Origin of the sequence: Paracoccus pacificus, assembly GCF_042680785.1 — a bacterium.
Taxonomy (GTDB): domain Bacteria; phylum Pseudomonadota; class Alphaproteobacteria; order Rhodobacterales; family Rhodobacteraceae; genus Paracoccus; species Paracoccus pacificus.
This window is the reverse complement of record NZ_JBHUEN010000006.1, coordinates 191,747-216,959: the sequence shown is the minus strand read 5'-3', so window position 1 is coordinate 216,959 and position 25,213 is coordinate 191,747. Positions and strand designations below refer to the sequence as shown.

The 25,213-nt window shown below is 64.2% G+C and carries 23 protein-coding genes and 1 tRNA gene; 18 read left to right on the top strand and 6 right to left on the bottom strand.

The window, feature by feature from the left end; all coding sequences use genetic code 11:
* Window positions 1-29 precede the first annotated feature (29 nt).
* From ACFSCT_RS02570 to ACFSCT_RS02525, 10 genes are all read left to right on the top strand, one after another.
* Window positions 30-854 (top strand): ABC transporter substrate-binding protein, encoded by an 825-nt coding sequence (locus tag ACFSCT_RS02570; RefSeq protein ID WP_379139900.1) that lies wholly within the window; start codon window positions 30-32, stop codon window positions 852-854.
* A gap of 59 nt (window positions 855-913) precedes the next feature.
* Window positions 914-2,335: an MmgE/PrpD family protein gene (locus ACFSCT_RS02565; protein WP_379139898.1), complete on the top strand. Its 1,422-nt coding sequence runs from the start codon at window positions 914-916 to the stop codon at window positions 2,333-2,335.
* A gap of 1 nt (window position 2,336) precedes the next feature.
* Entirely contained in the window at window positions 2,337-3,242 is a 906-nt protein-coding gene (locus ACFSCT_RS02560) for a polysaccharide deacetylase family protein (RefSeq protein ID WP_379139896.1), read from the top strand.
* 335 nt (window positions 3,243-3,577) lie between these two features.
* Complete coding sequence (gene trxB / locus ACFSCT_RS02555) at window positions 3,578-4,528, top strand: thioredoxin-disulfide reductase (protein WP_379139894.1); 951 nt, start codon at window positions 3,578-3,580, stop codon at window positions 4,526-4,528.
* Between the two features lie 96 nt (window positions 4,529-4,624).
* Window positions 4,625-4,718, top strand: a tRNA-Sec gene (locus ACFSCT_RS02550).
* Window positions 4,719-5,035: 317 nt separating this feature from the next.
* Complete coding sequence (locus ACFSCT_RS02545) at window positions 5,036-5,284, top strand: hypothetical protein (RefSeq protein ID WP_379139892.1); 249 nt, start codon at window positions 5,036-5,038, stop codon at window positions 5,282-5,284.
* A gap of 261 nt (window positions 5,285-5,545) precedes the next feature.
* A complete protein-coding gene (gene msrB / locus ACFSCT_RS02540; RefSeq protein WP_379139890.1) occupies window positions 5,546-5,989 on the top strand; it encodes a peptide-methionine (R)-S-oxide reductase MsrB in 444 nt (147 codons plus the stop codon).
* Window positions 5,989-6,492 (top strand): peptide-methionine (S)-S-oxide reductase MsrA, encoded by a 504-nt coding sequence (gene msrA, locus ACFSCT_RS02535; RefSeq protein WP_465263167.1) that lies wholly within the window; start codon window positions 5,989-5,991, stop codon window positions 6,490-6,492. Before msrB ends, msrA begins: the two co-directional genes overlap by 1 nt.
* Window positions 6,493-6,943: 451 nt before the next feature.
* A complete protein-coding gene (locus ACFSCT_RS02530) occupies window positions 6,944-8,020 on the top strand; it encodes an AbrB family transcriptional regulator (protein ID WP_379139886.1) in 1,077 nt (358 codons plus the stop codon).
* 207 nt (window positions 8,021-8,227) lie between these two features.
* Window positions 8,228-9,358 carry a Hint domain-containing protein gene (locus ACFSCT_RS02525; protein ID WP_379139884.1) on the top strand — a complete coding sequence of 377 codons (1,131 nt, stop codon included), beginning with the start codon at window positions 8,228-8,230 and terminating at the stop codon, window positions 9,356-9,358.
* 136 nt (window positions 9,359-9,494) lie between these two features.
* On the opposite strand, the gene ACFSCT_RS02520 is transcribed toward ACFSCT_RS02525, so the two are convergent.
* A complete protein-coding gene (locus tag ACFSCT_RS02520) occupies window positions 9,495-10,082 on the bottom strand; it encodes a YdeI/OmpD-associated family protein (RefSeq protein WP_379139883.1) in 588 nt (195 codons plus the stop codon).
* 193 nt (window positions 10,083-10,275) lie between these two features.
* On the opposite strand from ACFSCT_RS02520, the gene phoA reads away from it, so the two are divergent.
* From phoA to ACFSCT_RS02500, 4 genes are all read left to right on the top strand, one after another.
* Window positions 10,276-11,727 carry an alkaline phosphatase gene (gene phoA / locus ACFSCT_RS02515; RefSeq protein ID WP_379139881.1) on the top strand — a complete coding sequence of 484 codons (1,452 nt, stop codon included), beginning with the start codon at window positions 10,276-10,278 and terminating at the stop codon, window positions 11,725-11,727.
* A gap of 77 nt (window positions 11,728-11,804) precedes the next feature.
* Window positions 11,805-12,074 carry a winged helix-turn-helix transcriptional regulator gene (locus ACFSCT_RS02510; protein ID WP_379139879.1) on the top strand — a complete coding sequence of 90 codons (270 nt, stop codon included), beginning with the start codon at window positions 11,805-11,807 and terminating at the stop codon, window positions 12,072-12,074.
* Between the two features lie 186 nt (window positions 12,075-12,260).
* Window positions 12,261-14,408: a polyribonucleotide nucleotidyltransferase gene (pnp, locus tag ACFSCT_RS02505; protein WP_379139877.1), complete on the top strand. Its 2,148-nt coding sequence runs from the start codon at window positions 12,261-12,263 to the stop codon at window positions 14,406-14,408.
* Window positions 14,409-14,471: 63 nt separating this feature from the next.
* Window positions 14,472-15,350, top strand: coding sequence for a glycosyltransferase family 8 protein (locus ACFSCT_RS02500; protein WP_379139875.1), 879 nt, complete (start codon window positions 14,472-14,474; stop codon window positions 15,348-15,350).
* On the opposite strand, the gene ACFSCT_RS02495 is transcribed toward ACFSCT_RS02500, so the two are convergent.
* From ACFSCT_RS02495 to ACFSCT_RS02485, 3 genes are read right to left on the bottom strand one after another with little or no spacing between them, the layout of a single operon-like run.
* A complete protein-coding gene (locus ACFSCT_RS02495) occupies window positions 15,347-16,372 on the bottom strand; it encodes a polysaccharide pyruvyl transferase family protein (RefSeq protein ID WP_379139873.1) in 1,026 nt (341 codons plus the stop codon). The two genes, ACFSCT_RS02500 and ACFSCT_RS02495, sit on opposite strands and share 4 nt — an antisense overlap.
* Before the next feature lies 1 nt (window position 16,373).
* The gene (locus tag ACFSCT_RS02490) at window positions 16,374-17,252 is read right to left on the bottom strand and encodes a glycosyl transferase (RefSeq protein ID WP_379139871.1); all 879 of its coding nucleotides are present in this window, start codon (window positions 17,250-17,252) and stop codon (window positions 16,374-16,376) included.
* Between the two features lie 3 nt (window positions 17,253-17,255).
* Window positions 17,256-17,909, bottom strand: a complete 654-nt coding sequence (locus ACFSCT_RS02485) for a peroxiredoxin (protein ID WP_379139870.1) — start codon at window positions 17,907-17,909, stop codon at window positions 17,256-17,258.
* 205 nt (window positions 17,910-18,114) lie between these two features.
* On the opposite strand from ACFSCT_RS02485, the gene ACFSCT_RS02480 reads away from it, so the two are divergent.
* Window positions 18,115-19,599 carry an aldehyde dehydrogenase family protein gene (locus ACFSCT_RS02480; protein ID WP_379139868.1) on the top strand — a complete coding sequence of 495 codons (1,485 nt, stop codon included), beginning with the start codon at window positions 18,115-18,117 and terminating at the stop codon, window positions 19,597-19,599.
* Between the two features lie 40 nt (window positions 19,600-19,639).
* Here ACFSCT_RS02480 and ACFSCT_RS02475 read toward each other — a convergent pair whose 3' ends face one another.
* Entirely contained in the window at window positions 19,640-20,347 is a 708-nt protein-coding gene (locus ACFSCT_RS02475) for a response regulator transcription factor (RefSeq protein WP_379139866.1), read from the bottom strand.
* Complete coding sequence (locus ACFSCT_RS02470; RefSeq protein WP_379139864.1) at window positions 20,340-22,232, bottom strand: PAS-domain containing protein; 1,893 nt, start codon at window positions 22,230-22,232, stop codon at window positions 20,340-20,342. Before ACFSCT_RS02470 ends, ACFSCT_RS02475 begins: the two co-directional genes overlap by 8 nt.
* 175 nt (window positions 22,233-22,407) lie before the next feature.
* On the opposite strand from ACFSCT_RS02470, the gene ACFSCT_RS02465 reads away from it, so the two are divergent.
* Genes ACFSCT_RS02465 through ACFSCT_RS02455 form a run of 3 tightly spaced genes read left to right on the top strand, consistent with a single transcriptional unit; the run spans window position 22,408 to window position 25,210 of the window.
* The gene (locus ACFSCT_RS02465; protein WP_379139863.1) at window positions 22,408-24,384 is read left to right on the top strand and encodes a long-chain fatty acid--CoA ligase; all 1,977 of its coding nucleotides are present in this window, start codon (window positions 22,408-22,410) and stop codon (window positions 24,382-24,384) included.
* A complete protein-coding gene (locus ACFSCT_RS02460; protein ID WP_379139861.1) occupies window positions 24,381-24,953 on the top strand; it encodes a hypothetical protein in 573 nt (190 codons plus the stop codon). The genes ACFSCT_RS02465 and ACFSCT_RS02460 overlap by 4 nt, the downstream gene beginning before the upstream one ends.
* The gene (locus tag ACFSCT_RS02455) at window positions 24,950-25,210 is read left to right on the top strand and encodes a hypothetical protein (protein ID WP_379139859.1); all 261 of its coding nucleotides are present in this window, start codon (window positions 24,950-24,952) and stop codon (window positions 25,208-25,210) included. Before ACFSCT_RS02460 ends, ACFSCT_RS02455 begins: the two co-directional genes overlap by 4 nt.
* Window positions 25,211-25,213: the final 3 nt, after the last annotated feature.

Here is a 25,213-nt window from a genome sequence, read left to right as displayed (position 1 = left end):
CAAGCAAACCAATGGGAAGGAACCAACACATGTTGAAACTGCTGCTTTGCGCTTCGGCCTGCATGGTCGCCGCCACGGCCCATGCCGAACTGCCAGCGAAATTCGCCGAAAAAGGCAAGCTGGTCGTCGCCAACACCCCGAACTATCCGCCCATGGAATACCGCGACCCGGCCACGAACGAGCTGATGGGGGTCGACATCGACCTTGGCGCCGCGCTGGCCAAACAGTTGGGCACCGAAATCGAATGGTCCGAGATCGGTTTTGAACAGATGGTCTCGTCGCTGAACACCGGCCGCGTCGACCTGATCCTGAGCGGGATGAGCGACCTGCCCGCCCGCCGCGAGACGATGGATTTCGTCGACTACATGCGCTCGGGCGCGCAGTTCTATACCTCGACCAAGAACGCCGCCGAGATCAAGGAAATGACCGATTTCTGCGGCAAGAAGGTGGGGATGAGCCGCCGAACCTCGTTCCCCGACGAGGCCGCGAAATGGAGCGCGGCGAATTGCGAGGCGAACGGCAAGCCCGCGCTGGAGATCGTTGGCACCGAAGGTTCGGCCGACGCTCGCACGCAACTGAAGCAGGGGCGTCTGGATGGCGCGGTTCAGGGTTCGGAAACGCTGCCCTATCTGACCGAGCTCGAGCCGGACACCTATGTCATCATCGGCGAACCCTTTACCGAAGTGTATCAGGGCATCGGATTTTCCAAACAGGAACCCGAATTGCGCGACGCCTTTGCCGCCGCGCTGGCCGAGTTGATCAAATCGGGCGAATACAAGGCGATCTTCGACAAGTACAAGCTGGCCGGCAGCATGGTCGATGCGCCGCTGATCAACGGCGAAGCGGTCAAGTAAGATAAGGTCATATGGCGGCCCGGTCCCGGTATCGGGCCGCCCTCTCCACGGGTTTTTCGATGGCATCCAACACCCTTTCAACCGGCGAAGACGCGCCGTTCGCCGGCTCTCGGCATATCGAGGCGCTGGCGGGCTTTTGCGCCGGGCTGCGGCTTCGCGATCTGCCGGCGCGGGTCGTCCAGCGGACCCGGCTGCATCTGCTGGATACGCTTGGCGCGATGCTTGCCGGCACCTGTTCGGCCGAGTTCCGCATCGCGCGCAACCTTGCCCCCGCCGCGGGGCGGGCGCTTTTGCTGGGCAGCGCCCGCGAGGTCAGCCCGCGCGATGCGGCGCTGGTCAACGGCGTCGCCGCCCATGTCTTTGAACTGGATGATTGCGGAGGCTGCGACCACACCGGCGCGGTCATTCTGCCCGCCATGCTTGCAGCGATGGCCGAGGCGGATACGCCCGTCCGTGGCGAAGATTTCCTGTGCGCCGTGGTTGCGGGCTATGAAGTCGGGCGCCGGGTGCTGGATGCCTCGGGCGGCTATGGCGTCCACAATGGCGCCGGCTGGCATTCGACCGGGACCTGCGGCCCACTGGCCGCCGCCGCGGCAGTCGCGCGGCTGCGCGGCTATGACGCCGAGGCCACGCGGCAGGCGATCTCGCTTGCCACCAGCTTTTCGTCGGGGCTGTGGGCGTTCATTCATGACGGCTCTCAGGCCAAAAAGATCCACGCCGGGCGCGCCGCCGAGGGCGGGTTGCTGGCCGCCGATCTGGTGCGGGCCGGAATCAGCGGACCGGGCCGGGTCTTCGATCCGGTCTGGGGCGGGTTCTTCGAATGTTTCGTTCAGGGACAGGGCGAGGTTTCGGCCTTGTCCCGCGATCTGGGCGCGGATTGGATGATCGAGCGGGCCTCGCTCAAGCCCTATGCCGCCTGCCGCGGGGCGCATTCGGCAGTGGACGCGGTGGCGGACCTGCTGGCCGAAACCGGGCAGTCGCCGGCCGCGATCCGGGCGATCGACCTGCGTCTCAGCCCGTTTCTGATGGACATGTGCGGCACCGCCCGGCTGGATACGCTGGCCGGCGCGCAGATGAGCCTTGGTTATGCGCTGGCCGCTCTGGTCACCTTCGGGCAGGTCGGGCTGGCGCAATATTCCGCCGCGATGCGCAATGACGACCGCATCAACGCGCTTCTTCCGCTGATCCGCTTCCATCCGGATGCGGCGATGGACCAGATGAGCGAACCCGAAGTCACGTTGACCTTCGCCGACGGAACCCAGCACACCGCCATGGTCCCGCGGGCCACCGGCTCGACCGAGCGGCCGATGCCCGAGGCGGATATTCAGGACAAGTTCCGCCAGCTTGCCCGCATGGCGCTGCCCGCCGAAAGGGTGGCGGGGGTCGCGCAACTCGTCCTCGGGATCGACGATTTGGCGGATTGTCGCGACCTGCCCCGCCTCTTGTCGACGGACGGCCCCGAACCGCCGGTGTTCCGTTAAGATGACCAAACCCGCCGACCTGACGCCACGCCCGTTGAACCCGGCCCCGCCCGCGCCGGAATTTCCCTGGCCGAACGGCAAGAAAAGCGCGCTGTTCATCGGTTTCGACGTGGATGCCGAAACCGCATGGATGGGGAACCGGCCCGAGAATGCCGATCGCATGGTGACCACCTCGCACGGCGGTTACGATGCGCGGGTCGGGACCGCCAAGATACTGACGTTGTTGAACGATCTTGGGCTGCGGGCGACGTTCTTCATCCCCGGCTGGACGGTCGAGGCGCATACGGCCATGTGCGAAAGCATCGTCGCGGCGGGGCATGAAATCGGCCATCACGGCTATCTTCACAAATGCCCCGACCCCACCAAACCGGACGAGGCGCGGGACGAGATTGACCGTGGCATGGCTGCGCTTCGGGCGCGGCTCGGCGTGACACCGGTGGGCTACCGCGCCCCTTCGGGCGAGAATTTCGCCGCACTTCTGGCCTATTTGCAGGAACAGGGGCTGCGCTATTCCAGCTCATTCCGCGACGATATCCGGCCCTATCGCCATAGGCTGCCCGACGGCCGGCCGGGGCCCGTCGAAATCCCCGTCAATTACGCCTTTGACGACTGGAACTTCGGCATGACCAGCCGGGTGGATCCGCGCCCGATCTTTGGCCGGGACGCGATCCTGCCGATCTGGGACGAGGAGTTTCAGGGGATGCACGACTGGGGCGGGGTCACCACGATGGTCCTGCACCCGCAGGTGTCGGGCCGCCCGATGCGCTGGCGGATCCTGCGCGACTTTCTGGCCGGGGTCGCGGCGCGCGATGACGTCTGGATCGCCACCGGCGCCGAGATCACCGCCCATTTCGAGGCATGCGAAACCAGCGCCCGCGTTGCCGGCGCCGAACGGGATACCGGCTGACCTGCCCGCACCACTGTGGCGCGACGCCCGAAACTTCTGCCGCCCGGCGTGGGCGGATCACCGACCCGGACCATGAATTCGTTGCCCAAGGCCGCCATATCCGCCGGGTGCGCCGTTATGGCAAGCAGGGCGTCATCCCGTTTCAACCCATTGCGGCCACGCACCCGCACCCATGTCCCATGCGAAAACCTGCACCCCGCAATGCAAATTCACGCAAAACCCGCCTTGCGTGTTGAGCACCCCCCACCCGGCATTATATGCCACCAAAGAACCGCAGCGATGCCGGAGAAGATCGCGGTCTTCCTTTGGCGCTGCTGAACCGAAAAGGCGATTTCATGACCGACCAACATTCACGGCTGATCATTCTGGGCTCGGGCCCGGCGGGCTATACGGCGGCGGTCTATGCCGCGCGCGCCAACCTGAAGCCGACGCTGATCACCGGCATGGCGCTGGGCGGCCAGCTTATGACCACGACCGATGTCGACAACTGGCCGGCCGACTTCGGCGGGGTGCAGGGTCCTGAACTGATGGAGCGTTTTCAGCGCCATGCCGAGCGTTTCGATACCCAGATGGTTTTCGACCACATCAACGAAGTGCAGCTTGACCAGAAGCCGTTCCGCCTGATCGGCGACAATGGCAGCTATAGCTGTGATGCGCTGATCATCGCGACGGGCGCCTCGGCGAAATATCTGGGCCTGCCATCCGAGGAAACCTTCGCCGGGCGCGGCGTGTCGGCCTGCGCCACCTGCGACGGGTTCTTCTACAAGGGCAAGGACGTGGCGGTCGTGGGCGGCGGCAATACCGCCGTGGAAGAGGCGCTTTACCTGTCCAACATCGCCAGAAACGTCACCCTGATCCACCGCCGCGACAGCCTGCGGGGCGAGAAGATCCTTCAGGACAAGCTGCTGGAAAAGGCGGAAAACGGCAATGTCACATTGCAATGGAACGCCACCGTGGACGAGATCGTGGGCGACGACAAGGACGGCGTGACCCATGTCCGCGTCACCGATGTGCTGGACGGCGCCAAGAAGGATCTGCCGGTTTCGGGCGTTTTCATCGCCATCGGCCACCACCCGAACACCGAGCTTTTCGCCGGCAAGCTGAAGATGGAGAACGGCTATATCATCACCCGGGGCGGCCGCGACGGCATGGTCACCGAAACCAGCATTCCCGGTGTTTTCGCCGCCGGAGATGTGCAGGATCACATCTACCGTCAGGCCGTCACCAGCGCCGCAAGCGGCTGTCAGGCGGCGCTTGACGCGGACCGCTATCTGGAAGGGCTGTGACCGCCCGGTCCCGGCAAAGTCTGGTCTGATGCGGCGTGGCCGGCGTTTTGCCGGCGCCGATTGACCCATCCCCAATGTCCCCCTATCCAGATAGGCGGAAGAGAAACATCCCCGGTGGGGTGCCCGGATTTCAAATCCGGCGAAAGGCGCGCGGCGTCTTTGGTGGGTTCGACTCCCGCCTCTTCCGCCACTTGTCGTTGATTTACAGGCATTTTGGCGGGTTCCAGATTCGCTGACCAAACGAGGCTGAGCGCTGTCAGAGGCGACAATCCGCCTGCGGTTCCTGAATTTTCACCTTTTAGCGCCGCCCGGCGAAAACGCCGGTCCCGCGACAGGCGCTTCTGGATTTGGGGGCCGCCGGTGCCCGGCGTAGGAACCGCTGCAAGTCTCATCGGCTTCCTGCCCGCCCCGCATCGTCCGCACCTGTCCGCGACGGAGTGCTTTGGTCATGTTCATATCTCCGCGTTCCGGCGGTAGAACAGGCTGCATCATGTTGAAGGACGCGAAGTGAAACGGGTCACCAAATACCTGATGCTGGCCGGGCTGATCGTGGCGGGCGTTGCCTGGGCGGTTCTATGGACTGCCAGCGTCGGGGATACGATAGGCTTTTCCAGCAACCGCGATTTCTACTTCGATGTCCGGCATCCGGTCCGCGCCGCGATCCTGAGCGCCGCGTTGTGGGCGGGTCTGGCAGCTGCAATTATCGCAGGCGTTGCTTGGGCGTGGCTCGCCTGCGTCGGCAACCGGCGCGAATAGCGGGCTGAACGACCTCCAACCATGATCCTGCAAAAACCCCGCGCGCGCCCCGGCCATGCATGGTTAATTCTTGCCGGATTCCAGCCGATAAGCGCGGATCGCCAAGGCGAAGACCCGCAAGAAACGGATTGCAGCACTGATCGCCAAGCTGCGGCAGATCCGGCGCGCGGCCAAGGGCAACGGTGATCGGCGCCAAAGGATCAATTGATTTCGCTCTGCGGCCACCTACATTTCGGGCAACAAGCAAAAAGGGGACCAAGGATGACCTACACGAAATCCGACGACGCCATTTCCCGCCTGACCCCGGAACAATACCGCGTCACCCAGCAGAACGGGACCGAGCGGCCCTTTACCGGCGAATACGACGAACATTTCGAACCCGGCATCTATGTCGACGTCGTTTCGGGCGAGCCGCTTTTCGCATCGAGCGCCAAGTTCAACTCGGGCTGCGGCTGGCCGGCTTTTTCCAAGCCCATCGCTGATGCGAACGTCAATGAGCTGCGCGATGTCAGCCACGGGATGATCCGCACCGAGGTGCGCTCGGCCCATGGCGACAGCCATCTGGGCCATGTCTTTCCCGACGGCCCGCGCGAGACGGGCGGAATGCGCTATTGCATCAACTCGGCCAGCCTGCGCTTTGTCCCCAAGGACGAGATGGCGGCCGAAGGTTACGGCGATTATCTGGATCAGGTGGAGGATAAATGATGACCGAACGCGCTGTTTTGGCCGGGGGCTGCTTCTGGGGCATGCAGGACCTGATCCGCAAGCTGCCGGGGGTCGAAGCGACCCGCGTGGGCTATACCGGCGGCGACGTGCCGAACGCCACCTATCGCAATCACGGCAGCCATGCCGAGGGGATCGAGATCCTGTTCGATCCGGCGAAGATCAGCTATCGCGAGTTGCTGGAATTCTTCTTCCAGATCCACGATCCGACGACCCGCGACCGACAGGGCAATGACCGTGGCAGCAGCTATCGCTCGGGCATCTATTACACCTCCGAGGCGCAGCATCAGACCGCGCTGGATACGATCGCCGATGTCGACGCCTCGGGGCTGTGGCCCGGCAAGGTGGTGACCGAGGTCGAGCCGGTGGGCGATTTCTGGCAGGCCGAGCCGGAGCATCAGGACTATCTGGAGCGCATCCCCAACGGCTATACCTGCCATTTCCCGCGCCCGAACTGGGTCCTGCCCCGGCGCGCGGCGGAATAAGGCGGGTTTCGCGGGCAAACCCTTCCGCGTGGGGTCAGACGGTTCCGACACGGGGTCAGACGGTCCGGCCCGATGGCGCGCTTGTCGTTAAAGCCCCCGCGCGCCCCGCGTGGCAAACCAAGGCACGGATTGGTGCGCTTTGGGGCGCTGAATCTCGCATCTTCTTCCGAGGTGGCCTGATCGTTTTTGGGAATCCTTTGCCACGCTGATTTTCCTTCTTTCGCGGATAGAAAGGATCCTGTCGCAGGATCGCCCATGCGCGACGGGGGAAGGTCGGCCAATTTTGCCGGGGTGACGATCCGGCTGGCGGTCCCCCCCTGCTTGGCTATAGTTGCGCCGGGGTCGCATCGCGATTTCGTGGCGCCAATGGCCCAACGCCGACCCCGACACAAGAATCGCCGCGACCGGCCGATATGGCGCGCGGGACAGGGGACAGCAGTATCGGGCGGACATGCCGAAGCGTCTGAACAGACATGTGTTTTTGGGCTTTGGCCTTGCCCTGATCATCGGCACCGCAGGCGGGTTTCTGTTCCACGCGCTGCGTGTTCCCCTGGCATGGATGCTGGGGGCGATGACGGCCAGCAGCATCGCGGCCATCGCCGGCGCGCCGGTTGCTGCCCCGGCGGCGGCGCGAATTCCGATGACCGCGCTGATCGGAGTCATCCTCGGTTCGTCGGTCAGGCCCGATCTTTTCGATCACCTGAACGAATGGGTGTTTCCGCTGTTGATGCTGCCGGTGTTCCTTGCGGCGGGCGCAGCGGCCTCGGTCGCCTATTTCGTGCGCGTTGGCGGGCTGGACCTCAAGACGGCCTATTTCGCGGGCATGCCGGGCGGGCTTGTGGAAATGGTCCTGATGGCCGAGGCCAACAAGGCCGATGCCCATACCGTGTCGCTGGTTCATGCGCTGCGTGTCCTGTTGGTGATCATGATCCTGCCTTTCGCGATCCGCCTTTTCACCGGCGCCCCGGTCAGCAGCACCATGCCGGTCGCCGCCGGAACGCCGGATATGACGGACCTGCTTTGGGTGCTGCTGTGCGTCGTCGGCGGCAGTGCGGTCGGGATATTGCTGCGGCTGCCGATCCGGTTCTTTCTGGGGCCCTTGTTGTTCAGCGCCGTTCTGCACGCGACCGGCGTGACGGATTTCAACCTTCCCGGCTGGACCGCCGGTGCCGCGCAGGTCGTGCTGGGAACGGTGATCGGCTGCCGCTTTCGCGGTGTCGCCCCGGCCGAGGTTCTGCGCATCGGGATCATGAGCCTTGGCGCCGTCGTGATCCTTTTGGCGATAACCGCGCTGTTTGCCGGCATCGTCGGGCGGATCAGCGGTTATGGCTTTACCGCGATGCTCCTGGCATATTCCCCCGGCGGCCTCGCCGAGATGAGCCTGATCGCCTATACCCTGAAGATCGAGACGATGTTCGTCTTTGGCATGCATCTTCTGCGCGTCCTCATTGTGGCCTTCGGCGCGGCACTGGTCTTGCCCCGGGTGCGCAGGTTCGCGGAACGGCGGCGCGGTCCGGGCGGAGGGTGAGGGAGCGGGGAAAAACGCCAAAGAAAAATCCCGTCCTCTCTGCGACTGGTATTCGTTGCTCGCGTCGCGTCAGTACTGGCAGCGCCCCCGCGCCGGCAGCATAGGTGCGTTTTCGTTAAAATTTGCTTTTCTTTGTCAGCGACATAGCTATAGTTTGTTGTCGTAGAGTAACGAGTAGCGAGTGTCACTATGCCTAATATTTTGGTGATGGATTTCGGCAACACGAACATTGCAAATCCATCGTATTTCTATCCTCTTATCCTGAATAGTCAGGAAAACGACAACAACTTTGGCATTCCCATCGACTTCTCGGGGGCGCAAGGCAAGTATCTGTCAGTGTCGGACGACGATGCGTTCTTTAATGACCCGCAGCGCCCCGGCTATAACGACACCAACCAGACCGTGGCGGCCGATACGACATTCTCGACGACGACGATTCCCGCCGGAAATCGCGTGCACCCCATTTGCAAGGTATATGTCGAGGCGGCCGACGGGTCGTCGGTGTGGATTTCATATCTTCAGGTTACCGAGCCCGGAGCGGCAGTGGACGCCGGTGGACCCCATACGAATTTAATCGTGATCGAGCAGGTGAACGGCACGTTCGATCCGACCGCCACCTATTATACCGCGGTGCGACCGGATAACGCGGCCTATATCGCGTATAATGCCGATGGGACATTTCCCTATACCAAGACGCCCATCATCTGCTTTTCCGACGCGACACTGATCGAGACCGATCATGGTCAGGTCTGTGCCGGGGTTTTGCGGGTCGGCGATCTGGTCCGCACGCAGGATCACGGATATCAGCCCATCCGGTGGATCGGCAGACGCACATTCGGCGCAACCGAGTTGAAGAACGATCCCGACCTGCGGCCCGTGCGCATTCGCGCCGGAGCGCTTGGAACAGGGATTCCGTCCAGCGATCTTGTCGTCTCACCGCAGCACCGCGTGCTCATACGATCAAAAATTTCGCAAAGCATATTTGCGACGGATGAGGTGCTGGCCGGGGTAAAGCATCTTCTTGTCAAAGATGGTGTCGAGGTGGTGGATGACCTTGAAGGCGTGACCTATGTCCATTTCCTTCTCGACCGGCACGAAATTGTTTATGCGAACGGCGCGCCCGCCGAAACTCTCCATACCGGAGCGGAAGCCCTGAAATCCGTCGGTCCCGCCGCCCGTGCCGAGATCTTTTCGATTTTCCCGGAACTGGAGCGCAACCATCAGCGTGAAACGGCGCGCTTGGCGCTGTCGGGTCGGGATGCGCGTAAGCTGGCGGCTCGGCACGCCAAGAACGGCAAGCCGTTCGTCGAGCCGATCGGGACCCTTCAGCAGAGCTGATCGGCGGCTTCGCGATGACCGGGACGACCAACCGTCGGCGCCCGCCGAGCCAAGGCCGGGCGTCGGCGGTTAAGGTTTCGCAACAACCGGCGCGGAGGATTTTGCGGTTTCGGGCCGCATTCGGACGCCACGAGTCCTAGCGGTCGTTCATGCCCTTGCCGTCAAGGATCTTCGGAGTGGCCTTGTCGATCCGGCTTTCGCGGGTTTTCGCCTGTTTGGCACCCGAAAAATGCAGAACCCACGCCCGCTGCCGACCGGGCGTCAGATCCTCGAATGCCTGCCGAAATGCCGCGTCGCCGTCCAGCCGCGACACCAGTTCCTCGGGATATTCAAGATCATCCTTGGGCAGATCGACCTTCAGCCCCGCCTTTTCGTTCTTGATGGCTTCGGCAATGAACCCGCTGATTGCCTTTTCGGCCGCCGCGATCTGGTCCAGTCCGGTGAAGTTCATGACTTTCGCGGAACGTGAGTTCTCGCCCGGCAGCTCCAGCAATCCATCAGGATCTTTCAGAAGCACGCCTTTGAAGAATCCCAGCGCCGCGCGGTCCTTGAAACCCCAGAGGATCGCGACATTGCCGCCGTCATAGGTATAGACCGGCGACGACCATTTGAAATCCTCGGTCAGCCCGGCATCCAGAAGGATCTTGCGAAGCGCCAGAAGCTCATCCCGCCAGTCGGTCCGCTTGGCGAAAAAAGCACCGGCCCTGAAGCTGTCTGTGGTCATGGTGTTGCTTCCTTTCGCCTCTGATCCTGTCATCGCCGGGCGGGACTGTCCATCGCGGCGCCGCTGTCACGAAACGATCAGATTTCTGTCGTCAAAGCGTCTTGCGCCGGGCGTATCCGCGTGGCGACCGTCATTGGCTGGCGGCGCCCCCGCGACGGGGCTTCAACCCGATCACATCGGAAGAGATATTCACATGACCCATAAGCTCAGCAGCTTGCTTGCAACCTCGGCGATTTTCGCCGTCGCGATTGGCGGCGGTGCCTTCGCCCAGACCGCCGATGACGCGGCGCTTCTTGATCGCGCGCTCAAGGGCAATGTCGTCGAAAATGGCGGCGCGCGCCGGCTTTCCGGCGACATTACCGAGGCTTTCCTGAAGGAAATCAAGGCCGGTCCGGCCAAGAACGTGATCCTGCTGATCGGCGACGGCATGGGTGATTCGGAAATCACCATCGCGCGCAACGTGGCCGTGGGCGCGGGCGGCGCCTTCAAGGGGCTGGACGCGCTGCCGGTGACCGGCCAGTACACCCATTACGCGCTGACGAAGGATGGCAAGCCGGACTACGTCACCGACTCGGCCGCTTCGGGCACCGCATGGGCCACGGGCACCAAGACCTATAACGGCGCCATCTCGGTCGACATCAAGGGCGCGCCGCAAAAGACCCTGCTGCAAATGGCCAAGGAGGCCGGTCTGGCGACGGGCGATGTCTCGACCGCCGAAATTCAGGACGCAACCCCGGCGGTTCAGGTTGCCCATGTGACCGGCCGCAAATGCTATGACCCGACCTCGACGGCGGAAAAATGCGCCGATAACGCGCTGGAAAACGGCGGCCTCGGCTCGATCTCGGAGCAGCTGCTGAACACCCGCCCCGACGTCACGCTGGGCGGCGGCCGCAAGTATTTCGACGACGTGGCCCGTGCCGGCGAGTGGAAGGACAAGCCGCTGATCGACCAGGCCCGCGAGCGCGGCTTCCAGGTTGTCGAGACGCTGACCGAGCTGAATGCCATCAACGGCGCCAATGACGCGCAGCCGGTGCTGGGTCTGTTCTCGGCCGGTAACATGCCGGTGCGCTGGAAAGGCCCGCAGGCGGTGCTGAACGGTATTCAGGAACAGGCCGCCGTCACCTGCGAGCCCAACCCCGAGCGTGGCGCCGAAGTGCCGACGCTGGCCCAGATGACCGAAAAGGCGATCAGCCTGCTCAGCGCAAACGAGAAGGGCTTCTTCCTTCAGGTCGAAGGCGCCTCGATCGACAAGCAGGACCATTCGGCCAATCCCTGCGGCCAGATCGGCGAGACGGTGGATCTGGACGAGGCCGTGCAGGTCGCGCTGAACTATGCCCGCGAAAAGGGTGACACGCTGGTCATCGTCACCGCCGACCATGCGCATTCCAGCCAGATCGTCTATCCGGACTCGAAAACCCCGGGCTTCAGCCAGTTGGTCAACACCGCCGACGACACGGTCATGGCAATCAATTATGGCAATGCCGACGCGGCCGACGATCAGGGCCACACCGGCGCCCAGCTTCGCGTCGCGGCCTATGGCCCCGGTGCGGCGAATGTCACCGGCCTGACCGATCAGACCGACCTGTTCTTCACCATGCGCGACGCGCTGAACCTGTCGGGCACGAAAGAGCAAGCCGCCAACTGATCCGGCGATCCGGCTTCATACCTTCCCGCGCCCGCCGTATCCACTACGGCGGGCTTTTTCTTTTTCCTCGCCGCGCTATGCGGCAGTTGCGCGACGATGTCGGGGGCATCAGCGAAAGGGTTCTGTCCAGCACGCTGAAAACCCTGTGCCGGAACGGCCTGACCGACCGCCATGTGCAGCCCACCGTGCCGCCCAAGGTCAGCTACAGCCTGACGCCAAGTGGACAGGGGCTTTTATCGGTGATGGAGCGACTGACCGACTGGATCGGGCGCGAGTTGCAGACGGTCGAGGCTGCGAAAGCCCGCTATGACCGCGAAAACCACGACGCCGGGGATACCGGCCGCTAAGCCAGCGGCCGCATGTCTGCCCGCGACGTTCCACTTTCCAAACTTTCGCTTTTGCTGTATTGCCCGCCAATCTGTGACGTGAGGCCCGCCCCGGGGCACATGCGTAAGGATCGGGGCGCGGCGGCAATGGGGCCGCCATATGACACGGGTACGACCAGAGGGCTGGCGTGACCCAGAGGAAATCAGATGTTTGATGAAGTTAGAAAATCCATCCAGTGGGGACAGGAAACCCTGACACTGGAATCGGGCAAGGTTGCCCGTCAGGCCGACGGCTCGGTCATCGCCACCCTGGGCGAAACCAGCGTCATGGCCAACGTGACTTTCGCACGTGAACAAAAGCCGGGGCAGGACTTTTTCCCGCTGACCGTGCATTATCAGGAAAAATACTATGCCGCCGGCAAGATCCCGGGCGGCTTCTTCAAGCGCGAGGCGCGGCCGACCGAAAAGGAAACGCTGACCGCGCGCCTGATCGACCGTCCGGTCCGCCCGCTGTTCGTCCCTGGCTTCAAGAACGAAGTGCTGGTGATGTGCACGGTGCTGTCGCACGATCTGGTCAATGACCCCGACATCGTCGCAATGATCGCCGCTTCGGCCGCACTGACCATCTCGGGCGTGCCGTTCCGTGGCCCGATCGGCGCCGCGCGCGTCGGTTTCGCCAATGGTGAATATGTGCTGAACCCCGAAGTTCAGGACATGGACCAACTGCGTTCGAACCCCGAACAGCGCCTGGACCTGGTCGTCGCCGGCACCAAGGAAGCGGTGATGATGGTCGAATCGGAAGCCTATGAGCTGACCGAGGCCGAGATGCTGGGCGCGGTGAAGTTCGGGCATGAGGCGATGCAGCCGGTGATCGACATGATCATCGACTTCGCCGAGGAAGCTGCGAAGGAACCCTTCGAGTTCAAATCGCCCGATTACAGCGTGCTTTATGGCCGCGTCAAAACGCTGGGCGAAACGCCGATGCGCGCGGCCTATGCGATCCACGACAAAAGCGAGCGCCGCGACGCCATTCAGGCGGCACGCGAGCAGATCATCGCCGGGCTGAACGAGGACGAGCTGGCCGACGAGAATCTCGGCTCGGCCCTGAAAAAGCTGGAATCCTCGATCCTGCGCGGCGATATCATCTCGGGCGGGGCCCGGATCGACGGCCGCGACACCCGCACCGTGCGCCCGATCGACTGCGAAGTCGGCATCCTGCCGCGCACCCACGGCTCGGCGCTGTTCACCCGCGGCGAGACGCAGGCGCTGGTGGTGACCACGCTGGGCACCGGCGATGACGAACAGATCATCGACGCGCTGCATGGCAATTTCCGCTCGAACTTCCTGCTGCATTACAACTTCCCGCCCTATTCGGTCGGCGAGGTTGGCCGCGTGGGTTCGCCCGGCCGCCGCGAGATCGGTCATGGCAAGCTGGCATGGCGCGCGCTGCAGGCGGTGCTGCCGGCCCCGACCGACTTCCCCTATACCATCCGCGTCGTGTCCGAGATCACCGAGTCGAACGGTTCGTCCTCGATGGCGTCGGTCTGCGGCGGCTCGCTGTCGATGATGGATGCGGGCGTGCCGCTGAAGGCGCCGGTCGCCGGCGTGGCGATGGGCCTGATTCTGGAAGATGATGGCAAATACGCGGTTCTGACCGACATTCTGGGCGACGAGGATCACCTCGGCGACATGGACTTCAAGGTCGCCGGCACCGCCGAGGGCATCACCAGCCTGCAGATGGACATCAAGGTTGCGGGCATCACGCCCGAGATCATGGAACAGGCACTGGCGCAGGCCAAGGACGGCCGGATGCACATTCTGGGCGAAATGGGCAAGGCGCTGTCGGAAGGCCGCCGTGAATTCTCGGCCCATGCCCCGCGCATTGAGACGATGACCATCCCGACCGACAAGATCCGCGAAGTGATCGGCTCGGGCGGCAAGGTGATCCGCGAGATCGTGGAAACCTCGGGCGCCAAGGTCGACATCAACGACGACGGCGTCATCAAGATCGCCTCGGCCAATGCCGATTCGATCAAAAAGGCCTATGACATGATCTATTCGATCGTGGCCGAGCCGGAGGAAGGCAAGATCTACACCGGCAAGGTCGTCAAGCTGGTCGATTTCGGCGCATTCGTGAACTTCTTCGGCAAGCGCGACGGTCTGGTTCATGTCAGCCAGATCGCCAACAAGCGGCTTCAGCATCCGAACGAGATCCTGAAGGAAGGCCAGGAGGTCAAGGTCAAGCTGCTGGGCTTCGACGACCGCGGCAAGGTGCGCCTTGGCATGAAGATGGTCGATCAGGAAACCGGCGAGGAAATCGCGCCGGAAGCCAAAGAGCAATCGGCCGACGCCTGATTTTCAAACTGATCGGGGGCTCCCTTCCGGGGGGCCCCTTTTTATCTGACCGGATAACAGGAATTGCTGCGGCTGGCCGTCATATGCGACCCGAACGCCCTGCGCCCGACCGCACTTGCGGTTGAAAGCGCGTTATCGCACGCCACCGGCCCGGTCGAGCTGATCGTGGTGGGCCTTGATTTCGCGGCATCGGACTGGGCGCGGCTGGACCGCATGGTCGCCAGTTTCCCACAGACGATCCTGACCCGCATCGACTTTGACATTTCCCAGCTTGGCGACGCGGGCGCGGTATCGGCCCATATCTCGCGGGCCACATTCGCGCGGCTGTTTCTGCATCGGCTGGTGGACGGGGTGGTGCTGTATATGGACGGCGACGTTCTGGTGACCGGCGATCTGTCGCGGCTGAAACCGCAGGCGCTGGCCGGCCAGCCCATCGCGGCGGTCCCCGATTTCGTCGTGCAGAAATGGTGCGCGCGGCGAAACGGGTTCCGGCGACGGACGGCACTGCAAAAGCTGCGACGCTGGGCCGAATATTCGGGCGATCCGGCGCGTTACTTCAATGCCGGCGTCATCCTTATGGACATGCCGGCGATCCGGGCCGATGCCGGGCTGGTGGCGGCGCTTGAGGATGTGGCGACGGCCTCGGGCTATCCGCTGGGGGATCAGGATCACCTGAACCGGGTGTTCCAGAACCGCGCCACGCTGATTGATCCGGCATGGAACTGTTCATGGGGGCGTCTGCATCGACAGCGGTCCCTGATGGCCAAGGCGGGTCTGCCGATGGCGCCGCCGTCGGATCTGGCGATCATCCATTATCATGGGCCCAACAAGCCCTGGAAAAAGCTCGGCTGGCGGAAGAACTGGCCCCGATGGCCGCAGATCCAACGTTACCGGCGCGCCTTGCGCGCCTTCAATGCGCGCTATCTGGATCTCGCATTCTAGCTTGGTCGCGGAAACCGGTGCCGCTTCCACTTACGATAACGCGCCGCCAACTGGCTTAACCTGCCGCGCCGGGGGGCCATCAGCGGCCGGCGCGTGACATCGGCCTGAGCTTCCAGCGCCTCGGCAAACTCGGTCTGGTACCCGGCCAGCAGCCGCCGCGCGCGCGCCGCGCAATCCTGCGCCCGTCGCCGTGCCTCGGGGTCGAGACAGCGGCGCAGCGCATCGGCAAGGGCCTCATCCGTGGTCCGGTCCAGAATATAGCTCTCGGCCCAGCCCAATACCTGGGTCTGGTGCGTGATCTTGTCGCCGCCTGAAATCGCGTCCACCGCCAGAACCGGCACGCCGTTCTTCAGCGCCAGCACCGCGCCGTGCAGCCGCGTGGTCACCACCGCGTCCAGCCGTGCGCAGATCGATTCGTATTCGGCCGCGGTTCCGATGCCCAGATCGTTCGAGGCCCGCGGCAGGACGGTATCAAGCTCGACCACCGCGACACCGGCATCGCGAAGCAGTTTGCGCAGCCGTTCCTCGGCCATGTCATGACGCTGGCGCGACCCGTATTCACGCTGCGGCCGGGCCAGACACAGGCCGATGACCGGGACGCGGGGCGGCTGATGCAGAAAGCTCAGATCGGGGCGCGCCATGCGGTCGCTGTCCCGTTCCAGCAACGCATCGAACGGGTTGGCCTCGGACAATGGCGCCACCATCGTCAGGTTCACCCCGATCTGGACGCAATGGCGGAACCGCGTCAGCACCTCGGGGTATTCGGCGGGATAGTCCCGCACATAGGGGCCGCAGACGACGATCAGATGGGTGAAATCGGCCGGGTTCAGCGTCGCCGCGCCCACCCATTCCGGTTCCATGCCGACCCGATCCTGATCAAGCGGCGAGACGGCGTAGGCGATGCCCAGCGCGCCCAGCATACCCTCGACCTGACGCAAGACCTCGATATCGCCGACAGTCGAAAAATGGCCGGTCACCAGCGCGCGGTGCGACGAAGGACGGGCTACAGCGGCGTTGGGCACGCTAGGGTTCCTTGGCGGGTGGCAACGGTGTCAGAGGATAACCAAGCCCCAGCAGAGCCGAGACCGGCGAAGCACAGCCTAGGGCAATGCCGCGTTTTTCCGCAAGCGCCAAGGCGAGTCCAAACCCCACCAAAATACGGTCCAACCCGGCGGACAGCCCCGAGGGCGCGCGGTCCGCCCCTTCATAGAACCGGGGCTGGCTGTCGTTGGACAGGTCGATCCCCGCCAGCAGCACCCGATCGGGCGAGGCCGCCAGCGCGAATTGCAGGGCCGAAAAGGCGACCGTGCCGGTGATCACCACACCCTTGTCGGGCTTGACCGAGATCGCGGCATCGCCGTCGCGCATGACGATATGCGTCAGACCGGGATCGGACAGATCGCGGCGTGGGGCACCCACCGGCTTTGCCAGATTGTCGATCAGACAGATGCGGCGGTTCTGAAACACCGCCGTTCCACGCTCGGCCAGCGCCCGCATGGCGGCGGCGGACAGGAAGAACGGGATGGCCGGGTCCAGCCGGGTCAGCATGGCGTGATAGCGAAAGACGAAACGCTCATCCTCGACTGCCACCGCAAGCGGACGAATGGTATCGGCCAGAATCGCCGCGCCGTTGCACAGAATCGCGGTGCCGTCGCCCAAGGCGGCGATGCGCTGCGCCTTCAGGGACGGACCCGAGCCGACCACGGCCAGCATAGGCGCGCCTTGCGGCAGAAGATCGTAACCATGCGAAAGCGTCAAAAAAGGCTGGCCGCGCCAGATGGCACGGCCAGAATCACGCTCGATGCTCAGCCCCGGCCAGATGTCCTGTCGATGCGCACGGGCTCGCCCAAGCAGCTGAAAGCCAAGGCGGATCACGCTGCGCGACAGCGGCCGGTCCGACATGCCTCAGGCTTTCAGCTTGGCCTTGCGCAGATAGGGCAGCTCGATCGTCAATTCGCCGAACTTCTCGCGCGCCTGTTCGTCGTTCAGCGACAAGGCGACGATCACATCCTGACCGGGCACCCAGTTGGCCGGCGTGGCGACCGGAACGCCGTCGGTGGCCTGAACGGCATCCAGCGCGCGCAGGATCTCGGCGAAGTTGCGGCCGACCGACATCGGATAGGTCATGGTCAGACGGACCTTCTTGTCCGGGCCTATGATATAGACGGTGCGCACGGTGGCGGTATGCGCGGGCGTGCGGTTTTCCGGCAGCACCGTGTCCGAGGGCAGCATGTCATAAGCCTTGGCGACGCTTAGCCCGCTGTCGTCGATCATCGGGAAATTCGCCGGCGCACCGGCGATCTTTTCAATGTCGGCCTTCCATTTCTGATGGTCCGCGACGCTGTCGACCGACACGCCCAGAACCTTGGTGCTGCGCTTTTCGAACTCGGGCGCAAGCTGGGCAACGGCGCCGAACTCGGTCGTGCAGACCGGGGTGAAGTCGCGGGGATGCGAAAACACGATCGCGTATTGACCGTCCAGCCAATCGTGGAACTTGATGGTGCCCTCGGTGGATTCCGCGGTGAAATCCGGGGCCGTGTCGTTGATGCGCAGCGCCATGTCAGCGTCCTTTTTCCGTGCGTTTCTTCGCCGCGAACATAGGGTTTTTGCCGGCAAATGCCAGCCCGTCCACGCGCCCGTCGTGGGCGCCCGCGACGGTTCGTCAAAATGCCGGCACAGCGCGGCATACTGCCCATGATTCCGGCCTTGCGCCGGCCCGCGCGGGGTGACAGGCTGTCGCCGCCTGCAACAAAAGGGGGATGCGATGGCCAATCTTGAGGACAAGCGCAAATTCTACATCGACGGCAAATGGGTCGATCCGGTCAAGGCCAACGATCTGGAAGTCATTGACCCCACGACCGAGGAAGCCGTGGCGGTGATCTCGGTCGGCGATCAGGCCGACACCGACAAGGCGGTGGCGGCGGCCAAGGCCGCTTTCCCGGCATGGGCCGCAACGCCGCCCGCCAAACGCCTTGAATATGTCGAGAAGATTCTGGCGGTCTACAAGCGCCGCGCCAAGGATATGGCCGCCGCGATCACGACCGAGATGGGCGCGCCCGCCGACATGAGCCTGAACGATCAGGCCGAGGCCGGCACCTATCACATCGAGAATTTCATCACCGCGATGAAGGACTTCGAGTGGATCCGCCCGCTAAGCAAAGAGGCCCCGAAGTCCCGTATCGCATGGGAGCCGATCGGGGTCGTCGGTCTGATCACGCCGTGGAACTGGCCGATGAATCAGGTCACGCTGAAGGTGATCCCGGCGATTCTGGCCGGCAACACCGTGGTGCTGAAACCGTCCGAGATCGCGCCGCTATCCTCGATGGTGTTCAGCGAGATCGTGGACGAGGCCGGGCTGCCCAAGGGCGTCTACAACATGGTGAACGGCGATGGCGTGGGCGTGGGCACCCAGCTTTCGGTGCACCCCGACGTGGACATGATTTCCTTCACCGGCTCGACCCGCGCCGGCATCGCGATCACCAAGGCGGCCGCTGATTCGGTCAAGAAGGTGACGCTGGAGCTGGGCGGCAAGGGTGCGAACCTTGTCTTTGCCGATGCCGATGACAACGCGGTCAAGCGCGGCGTGCAGCATTGCTTCTATAACTCGGGGCAGTCCTGCAACGCGCCGACCCGTATGCTGGTCGAACGCCCGATCTATGAAAAGGCCGTCGAAACCGCCCGCGCGGTCGCCGAGGCCACCAAGGTCGCGCCGGCCAGCGAACCCGGCAAGCACATCGGCCCGGTGGTCAGCAAGCAGCAGTGGGACAAGATTCAGGACCTGATCCAGAAGGGCATCGACGAAGGCGCCCGTCTGGTCGCCGGCGGCACCGGCCTGCCCGAAGGCGTCAACCGCGGCTATTTCGTGCGCCCGACGGTCTTTGCCGACGTGAACAACGAAATGACCATTGCGCGTCAGGAGATCTTTGGCCCGGTTCTGTCGATCATCCCCTTCGACACCGAGGATGAGGCGGTCGAGATCGCCAATGACACGATCTATGGCCTGACCAACTATGTCCAGTCGCAGGACGGCACCCGTCGCAACCGGCTGGCCCGCAAGCTGCGCGCCGGCATGGTCGAGATGAACGGGGAATCCCGTGGCGCGGGCTCGCCCTTCGGCGGGGTCAAGGCCTCGGGCCGGGCGCGCGAAGGCGGCTATTTCGGGATCGAGGAGTTCATGGACGCCAAGGCCATTTCGGGCTGGGACGCCGACGCGCCCCAGGCCGGGCAGAACGGCACCGTGGACGCCTGATTGCCCGGCACGTCCGGGGCTGGTGATCGGGGGCTGGTGATCAGCCCCAGACCACCTCGGCCAGAAAGATATAGCCCGCGCCATAGATCGTCTTGATCAGGCGCGGGTTTTTCGGATCCTCGTCCAGCTTGGTCCGCAGCCGCGAGATGCGGACATCCATCGCCCGGTCGAAACTGTCGCCCGCCGATCCGCCCAGCGCCTCGAGCATCTGCGCGCGCGAGATCAGCCGGCGCGGGCCATCCAGAAACATGCGCAGAACTTCGGCCTCGGCATGCGAGAACGGCGCCTCGCGTCCCCCCGGCCCGATCAGCAGGTAACGGTCGAAATCGGCGGTCCAGCCGGCGAAACGCGCCATGTTCGGCCGGTCGGATCCGCCGCGTGCCGGGCGGCGCAGGCGCGCCCGGATCCGGGCCACGACCTCGGCGGGCTCAAAGGGTTTTATGATGTAATCATCGGCCCCAAGCTCCAGCCCGGTCACCCGGTCCTGCACCTGAGCGCGCCCCGAAATGATGATGATGGCCGCGCCCGATTCCGCCGCCAGCCGGTTGACCAGCGCCAGCCCGTCGCGGTCCGGCAGACCAAGGTCGATCAGCACCGCATCGGGCGTCATGCGCCGCATCGCGGCCTCGAATTCCGTGGCGCGGGCGAATGACGCGGTGCGGAACCCGGCCTCTTCCAGCGCCGCCGAAAGCAGCCGCCGGATCTCGGGCTCGTCGTCCAGAATGGCGATCAGCGGTTCGTCACTCATCCAGCACCTGCGTGAGCATGGCCCGAAGTGCGGCCACATCGAAGGGTTTTTGCAGGACCGGACAGGGCGCGTCCAGCCGCAAGACATGGGTCGCGGGCAGCGAGGACATCAGTACCCGCGCGATGCCCGGCGGCAGCGCGGCCATCAGCTCGATCCCGGTGCCGTCGCCAAGCTGAATATCTGACAGAACCATGTCCAGCCCGGGAAGATCGAACAGCGCCATGGCCTCGGCACGCGATCCCGCCTCGATGACTGAATGGCCAAGATCGCGCAGCATCTGGCGGGTGGCGGCGCGGATGTCGGCGTCATCCTCGACCAGCAGCACCATCAGCGGGGCCTGCGCGGGCGCCGGCGCAAAGGGCAGGCGCAGCGTCACCCGCGCCCCGCCCTCGGGCCGGTTCTCGAGCCGCAGGGTCCCGCCCGCCAATTTCGTCTGGTCATAGACCATCGACAGCCCCAGCCCCGATCCCTGACCCGGCTTGGTGCTGAAAAACGGCTGGGTCGCCTGGCTCAGCGCCTGTTCGGTGAAACCGGCGCCGTCGTCCTGTACCGCGATCTCCAGCCAGTCGCCGGGGCGCTGGCGCGCGACCACCTGAATCCGGCCGCCCGCGGGTCCAAGCGCGTCGCGGGCGTTCAGGATCAGGTTCAGAAGCGAATCCTGAAGCGGCGCGGGGTCCAGCAGGATCGCGCCGGAACCAAGGTCGGTGATCAGGTCCAGAACGATACTGTCGCCCAGCGTCGGGCGCACCATCGCCGCAAGCTCGTGCAGCAGCCGGCCCGGATCGACCGGTCGCGGGTCCAGCACGCGCGGCGCGGTGATATCGGCGATGCGGCCCAGAATGCCCGCGCCCCGGCGGGCGGCGGCAAGGGTCGCCTGCACGTGATCAGACAGATCCGGGGGCAGATCGGCGGCGGCGAGCCGCCCCTGCATCCCCAGGATGATGGTCAGAAGATTGCCGAAATCATGCGCCATCCCCGAGGTCAGCGCCGCACCCAGCGCACGCCGCGCGGTATGGGTCAGCGCCTCGCGCGATTGCACCTCGGCGGTGACATCGGCGGACAGCACGAAGATGCCCGAACCCGCGCGATCGGGCGTCAGCGCGATGCGGATCCGCCGACCGGATGGCGGATGCGTCATCTCGAACACCTGTTGGCGACCGGCCAGCGCGGCGCGGTAATGCGGGCGGATCCGGGCCCATGTCTCGGGTCCCAGCACCTCCAGCCCGGTGCGGCCGACCACATCGGCCCGGGTGCCCGGCATCACGGTCGGAAGCTGAAAATTCGAGAATGTATAGGTCTCGTCCGCGTCCATCCGCGCGATATGGGCCGGCACCATTTCGGTCACCTGCCGCATCCGCGATTCGGATTCGGTCAGCACGCGCTGTGCCTCGACCAGCGCAGCGTTGGTTGCGGCCAGTTCGCGGTTCGCCGCCGCCAGCCGCTCGGCATGGTCCAGCAATTGCTCGGACAGCGCGTCCGAGCGGGCACGCAGCAACCCTTGCTGGGTCCGGATCCCGGTGATGTCGGTATAGACTGTCACCCAGCCGCCCTGTTTCAGTGGCGAGCCCTCGACGCTGATGGTTCGGCCATTGGGGCGGTCGCGTTCCATGTAATGGGGCTGGAAGGCGCGGGCCTGATCGACGCGCCAGCGCACGGCGGCCTCGGGGTCGTCCTGCGGGCCGTATTCGCCCCGCTCGACCATGTGGCGGATCGTGTCCTCGAAGGTGGTGCCGATTCGGGTCAGCGCGTCGGGCAGGTCGAACATCACCTGATAGGGCCGGTTCGAGACCACCAGCCGCAGATCGGCGTCAAAGATCGAAATAGCCTGCTGGATCAGGTTCAGCCCTGATCGGGTCAGTTCCGCGCGGGTTTTGTCGTCGATCATAGCCCTTCAGCTATCATCACCGGCGGCCCGCTGAAAAGCGCTGTAACAATTCGTAGGAATCGCGCAACAGTACCGCAACCATTGCCCGCAATCGTGAACTGGCCTCACCGACGGCTTACGCACCCATGGAAAGAGGCAACAGAGGACGGCGAAGATCGTCCGACAGGGAGGAAGAATGGGTTCCAACGCAACGGCCGCCGCCGATTTGCAGTCCCTTCCCGCGTTGCTGGCGCGGAACGCGCGCGATCTCGCGTCGCGGCCCGCCTTTCGCGAGAAAGAATTCGGCATCTGGCAAAGCTGGACCTGGGCCGAAGCTGCTGCGGAAGTCCGGTCGATTGCGTTGGGCCTTCTTTCGCTTGGGGTGGCGCCGGGCGACCACGTCGCCATTATCGGCCGCAACCGCCCGGCGCATTACTGGTCGATGCTGGCCGCGCAGATGTGCGGCGCGATCCCGGTGCCGCTGTATCAGGACGCCGTCGCAGACGAGATGGCCTATGTTCTGGGCCATTGCGGCGCCCGTTTCGTGATCTGCGGCGATCAGGAGCAGGTCGACAAGGTGATCGAGGTTCGGGCGAACGTGCCGGACATCGAACATATCGTCTATACCGACAAGCGCGGGATGCGGAAATACGACCACAGCCAGATGACCGCGCTGGAGGATGTTCAGGCCATGGGCCGCAGCGCCGGCCCGGATCTGGGGGCCGAGATCGACGCCCGGGTTGCCGCGCTGGATTACGACAGCACCTGCGTCATGCTTTATACCTCGGGCACCACCGGCAAGCCGAAGGGCGTGGTCCTGTCGAACCGCAACATCATCGAAACCGGGCGTTCGACCAGCGCATTCGACCATCTGACCGCGTCCGAGGATATGCTCGCCTATCTGCCGATGGCATGGGTCGGGGATTACATCTTCTCGGTCTCGCAGGCGATGTGGTCGGGGTTCACCATCAACTGCCCCGAAAGCGCGCAGACCATGATGACCGATATGCGCGAGATCGGGCCGACCTATTTCTTCGCCCCGCCGCGCGTGTTCGAGGGCCAGTTGACCAGCGTCATGATCCGCATGGAAGATGCGGGGCGCGTGAAACGCTGGCTGTTCGATCGCGGCATGAAGATCGCCCGCCGGGTCGGTCCGGCCTTGCTTGACGGCAAATCGGTGGGCACGGCCGACCGGCTGGCCTATGGGTTGGCCCGGGTCCTCGTGCTGGGTCCGCTGAAGAACACGCTGGGGTTCAGCCGGATTCGCGTCGGTTACACCGCGGGCGAGGCGATCGGTCCCGAAATCTTCGATTTCTACCGCAGCCTCGGCATCAATCTGAAACAGCTTTACGGCCAGACCGAGGCTTCGGTGTTCATCACCCAGCAGCCGGACGGGCAGGTGCGGTCCGATACCGTGGGTGTGCCGACCCCGGGGGTCGAGGTTCGCATCGCCGAAAACGGCGAGGTTTTCTATCGCAGCCCCGGCACCTTCGTCGAATATTACAAGAACCCCGAAAGCACCGCCTCGACCAAGGATGCCGAGGGGTGGGTCGCAACCGGGGACGCGGGTTTCTTCGACCCGGCCACGGGCCAGTTGCGCATCATCGACCGGGCAAAGGATGTGGGCAAGATGGCCGACGGGCGCATGTTCGCGCCCAAATTCGTCGAAAACAAACTGAAATTCTATCCGAACATCCTCGAGGCCGTCGTGCTGGGCGCCGGCCGTGACTATTGCACCGCCTTCATCAACATCGACCTGACCGCGGTCGGCAATTGGGCCGAGCGCAACAACATCGCCTATGCCAGCTATCAGGAATTGGCCGGGCATCCGCAGGTCTATGCGATGATCCGCGACCATATCGCCGAGGTGAACCGCTCGGTCGCCGAGGATCCGATGCTTGCGGGATGCCAGATCCGCCGCTTTCTGATCCTGCACAAGGAACTGGACGCCGATGACGGCGAAATCACCCGCACCCGCAAGGTCCGCCGCGGCGTGATCGCCGACAAATACGCCGACCTGATCGCGGCGCTTTATGATGGCTCGGACAGCATTTATACCGAAACCGAAGTCACCTATGAGGACGGCCGCAAGGGCCGCATCAAGGCCACCCTGAAGATCGAGGACGCGCCGGTCTTTGGCGACGCGCCAGCGCAGAAGGTGGCGGCGGAATGATGCGTGGCGCCGTTTTACCCACCCTGATCGCGGCATCGGCCTTTGCACAGCCCGCCCTTGCCACCCGCAACACCGAGGGGCTGGTGATCACCACATTCATTCAGCGCTGTCTTGAGCCGATGCGGGCCGGCAAACTGCCTGATGTCAGCGGGCTGAAGGCGGCAGAGGGCAGCCCCGCGCCGGGAACGCCCGGCAGCGACATCACCTATGCCAATGTCGACGGTCCAATGTCGATGCGTGTGCAGACAATACGCGCGGGGATGACTTCGTGCGATCTGGCGGTCGATCTGACGCAGGGCTTCGATCTCGGACAGGTCAGCACCGTGCTTGCCGGCCAGCTTCACGACGCGGATTTCAAACCGAAAGCCAGTTGCGACAGCGGGGCGATCCGGGAAATGCGTGTGTTTGAAGGCCCGGCATCCGCCGACGGAAGCCGCCTTGGCGTGTTAAGTTTCGTGATCTCGCTGGGCGATCCGTCGCCGGATCAGCTTAACCTGATTGTCGCCGAAAGCGACCAGCCGGTGGGTTCCGGCGATGACTGCACCGAGCCAAGCGGAGCCATGCGATGAACCGGCCGATAATAACCTATAAACCCAATTATATCGTCGGCGGGCTGATCGCGCTGGTCGGGTTGCTGCTGGCGTGGCTATTGCCGGATTTCATGCCGGTGGTGATCACCCGGCTTCTGGCGGGGGCCATCACCGGCGGTTTCGGCGTCGCCGCCGCCAGCCGGGTCTGGCCCGGTCTGCCGCTGACCCAGATGATCCAGTACGGCCCCGCCGTCGCCGTCTATGGCGCGCTGGTCGGCTGGCTTGCGGGAAACTGATCC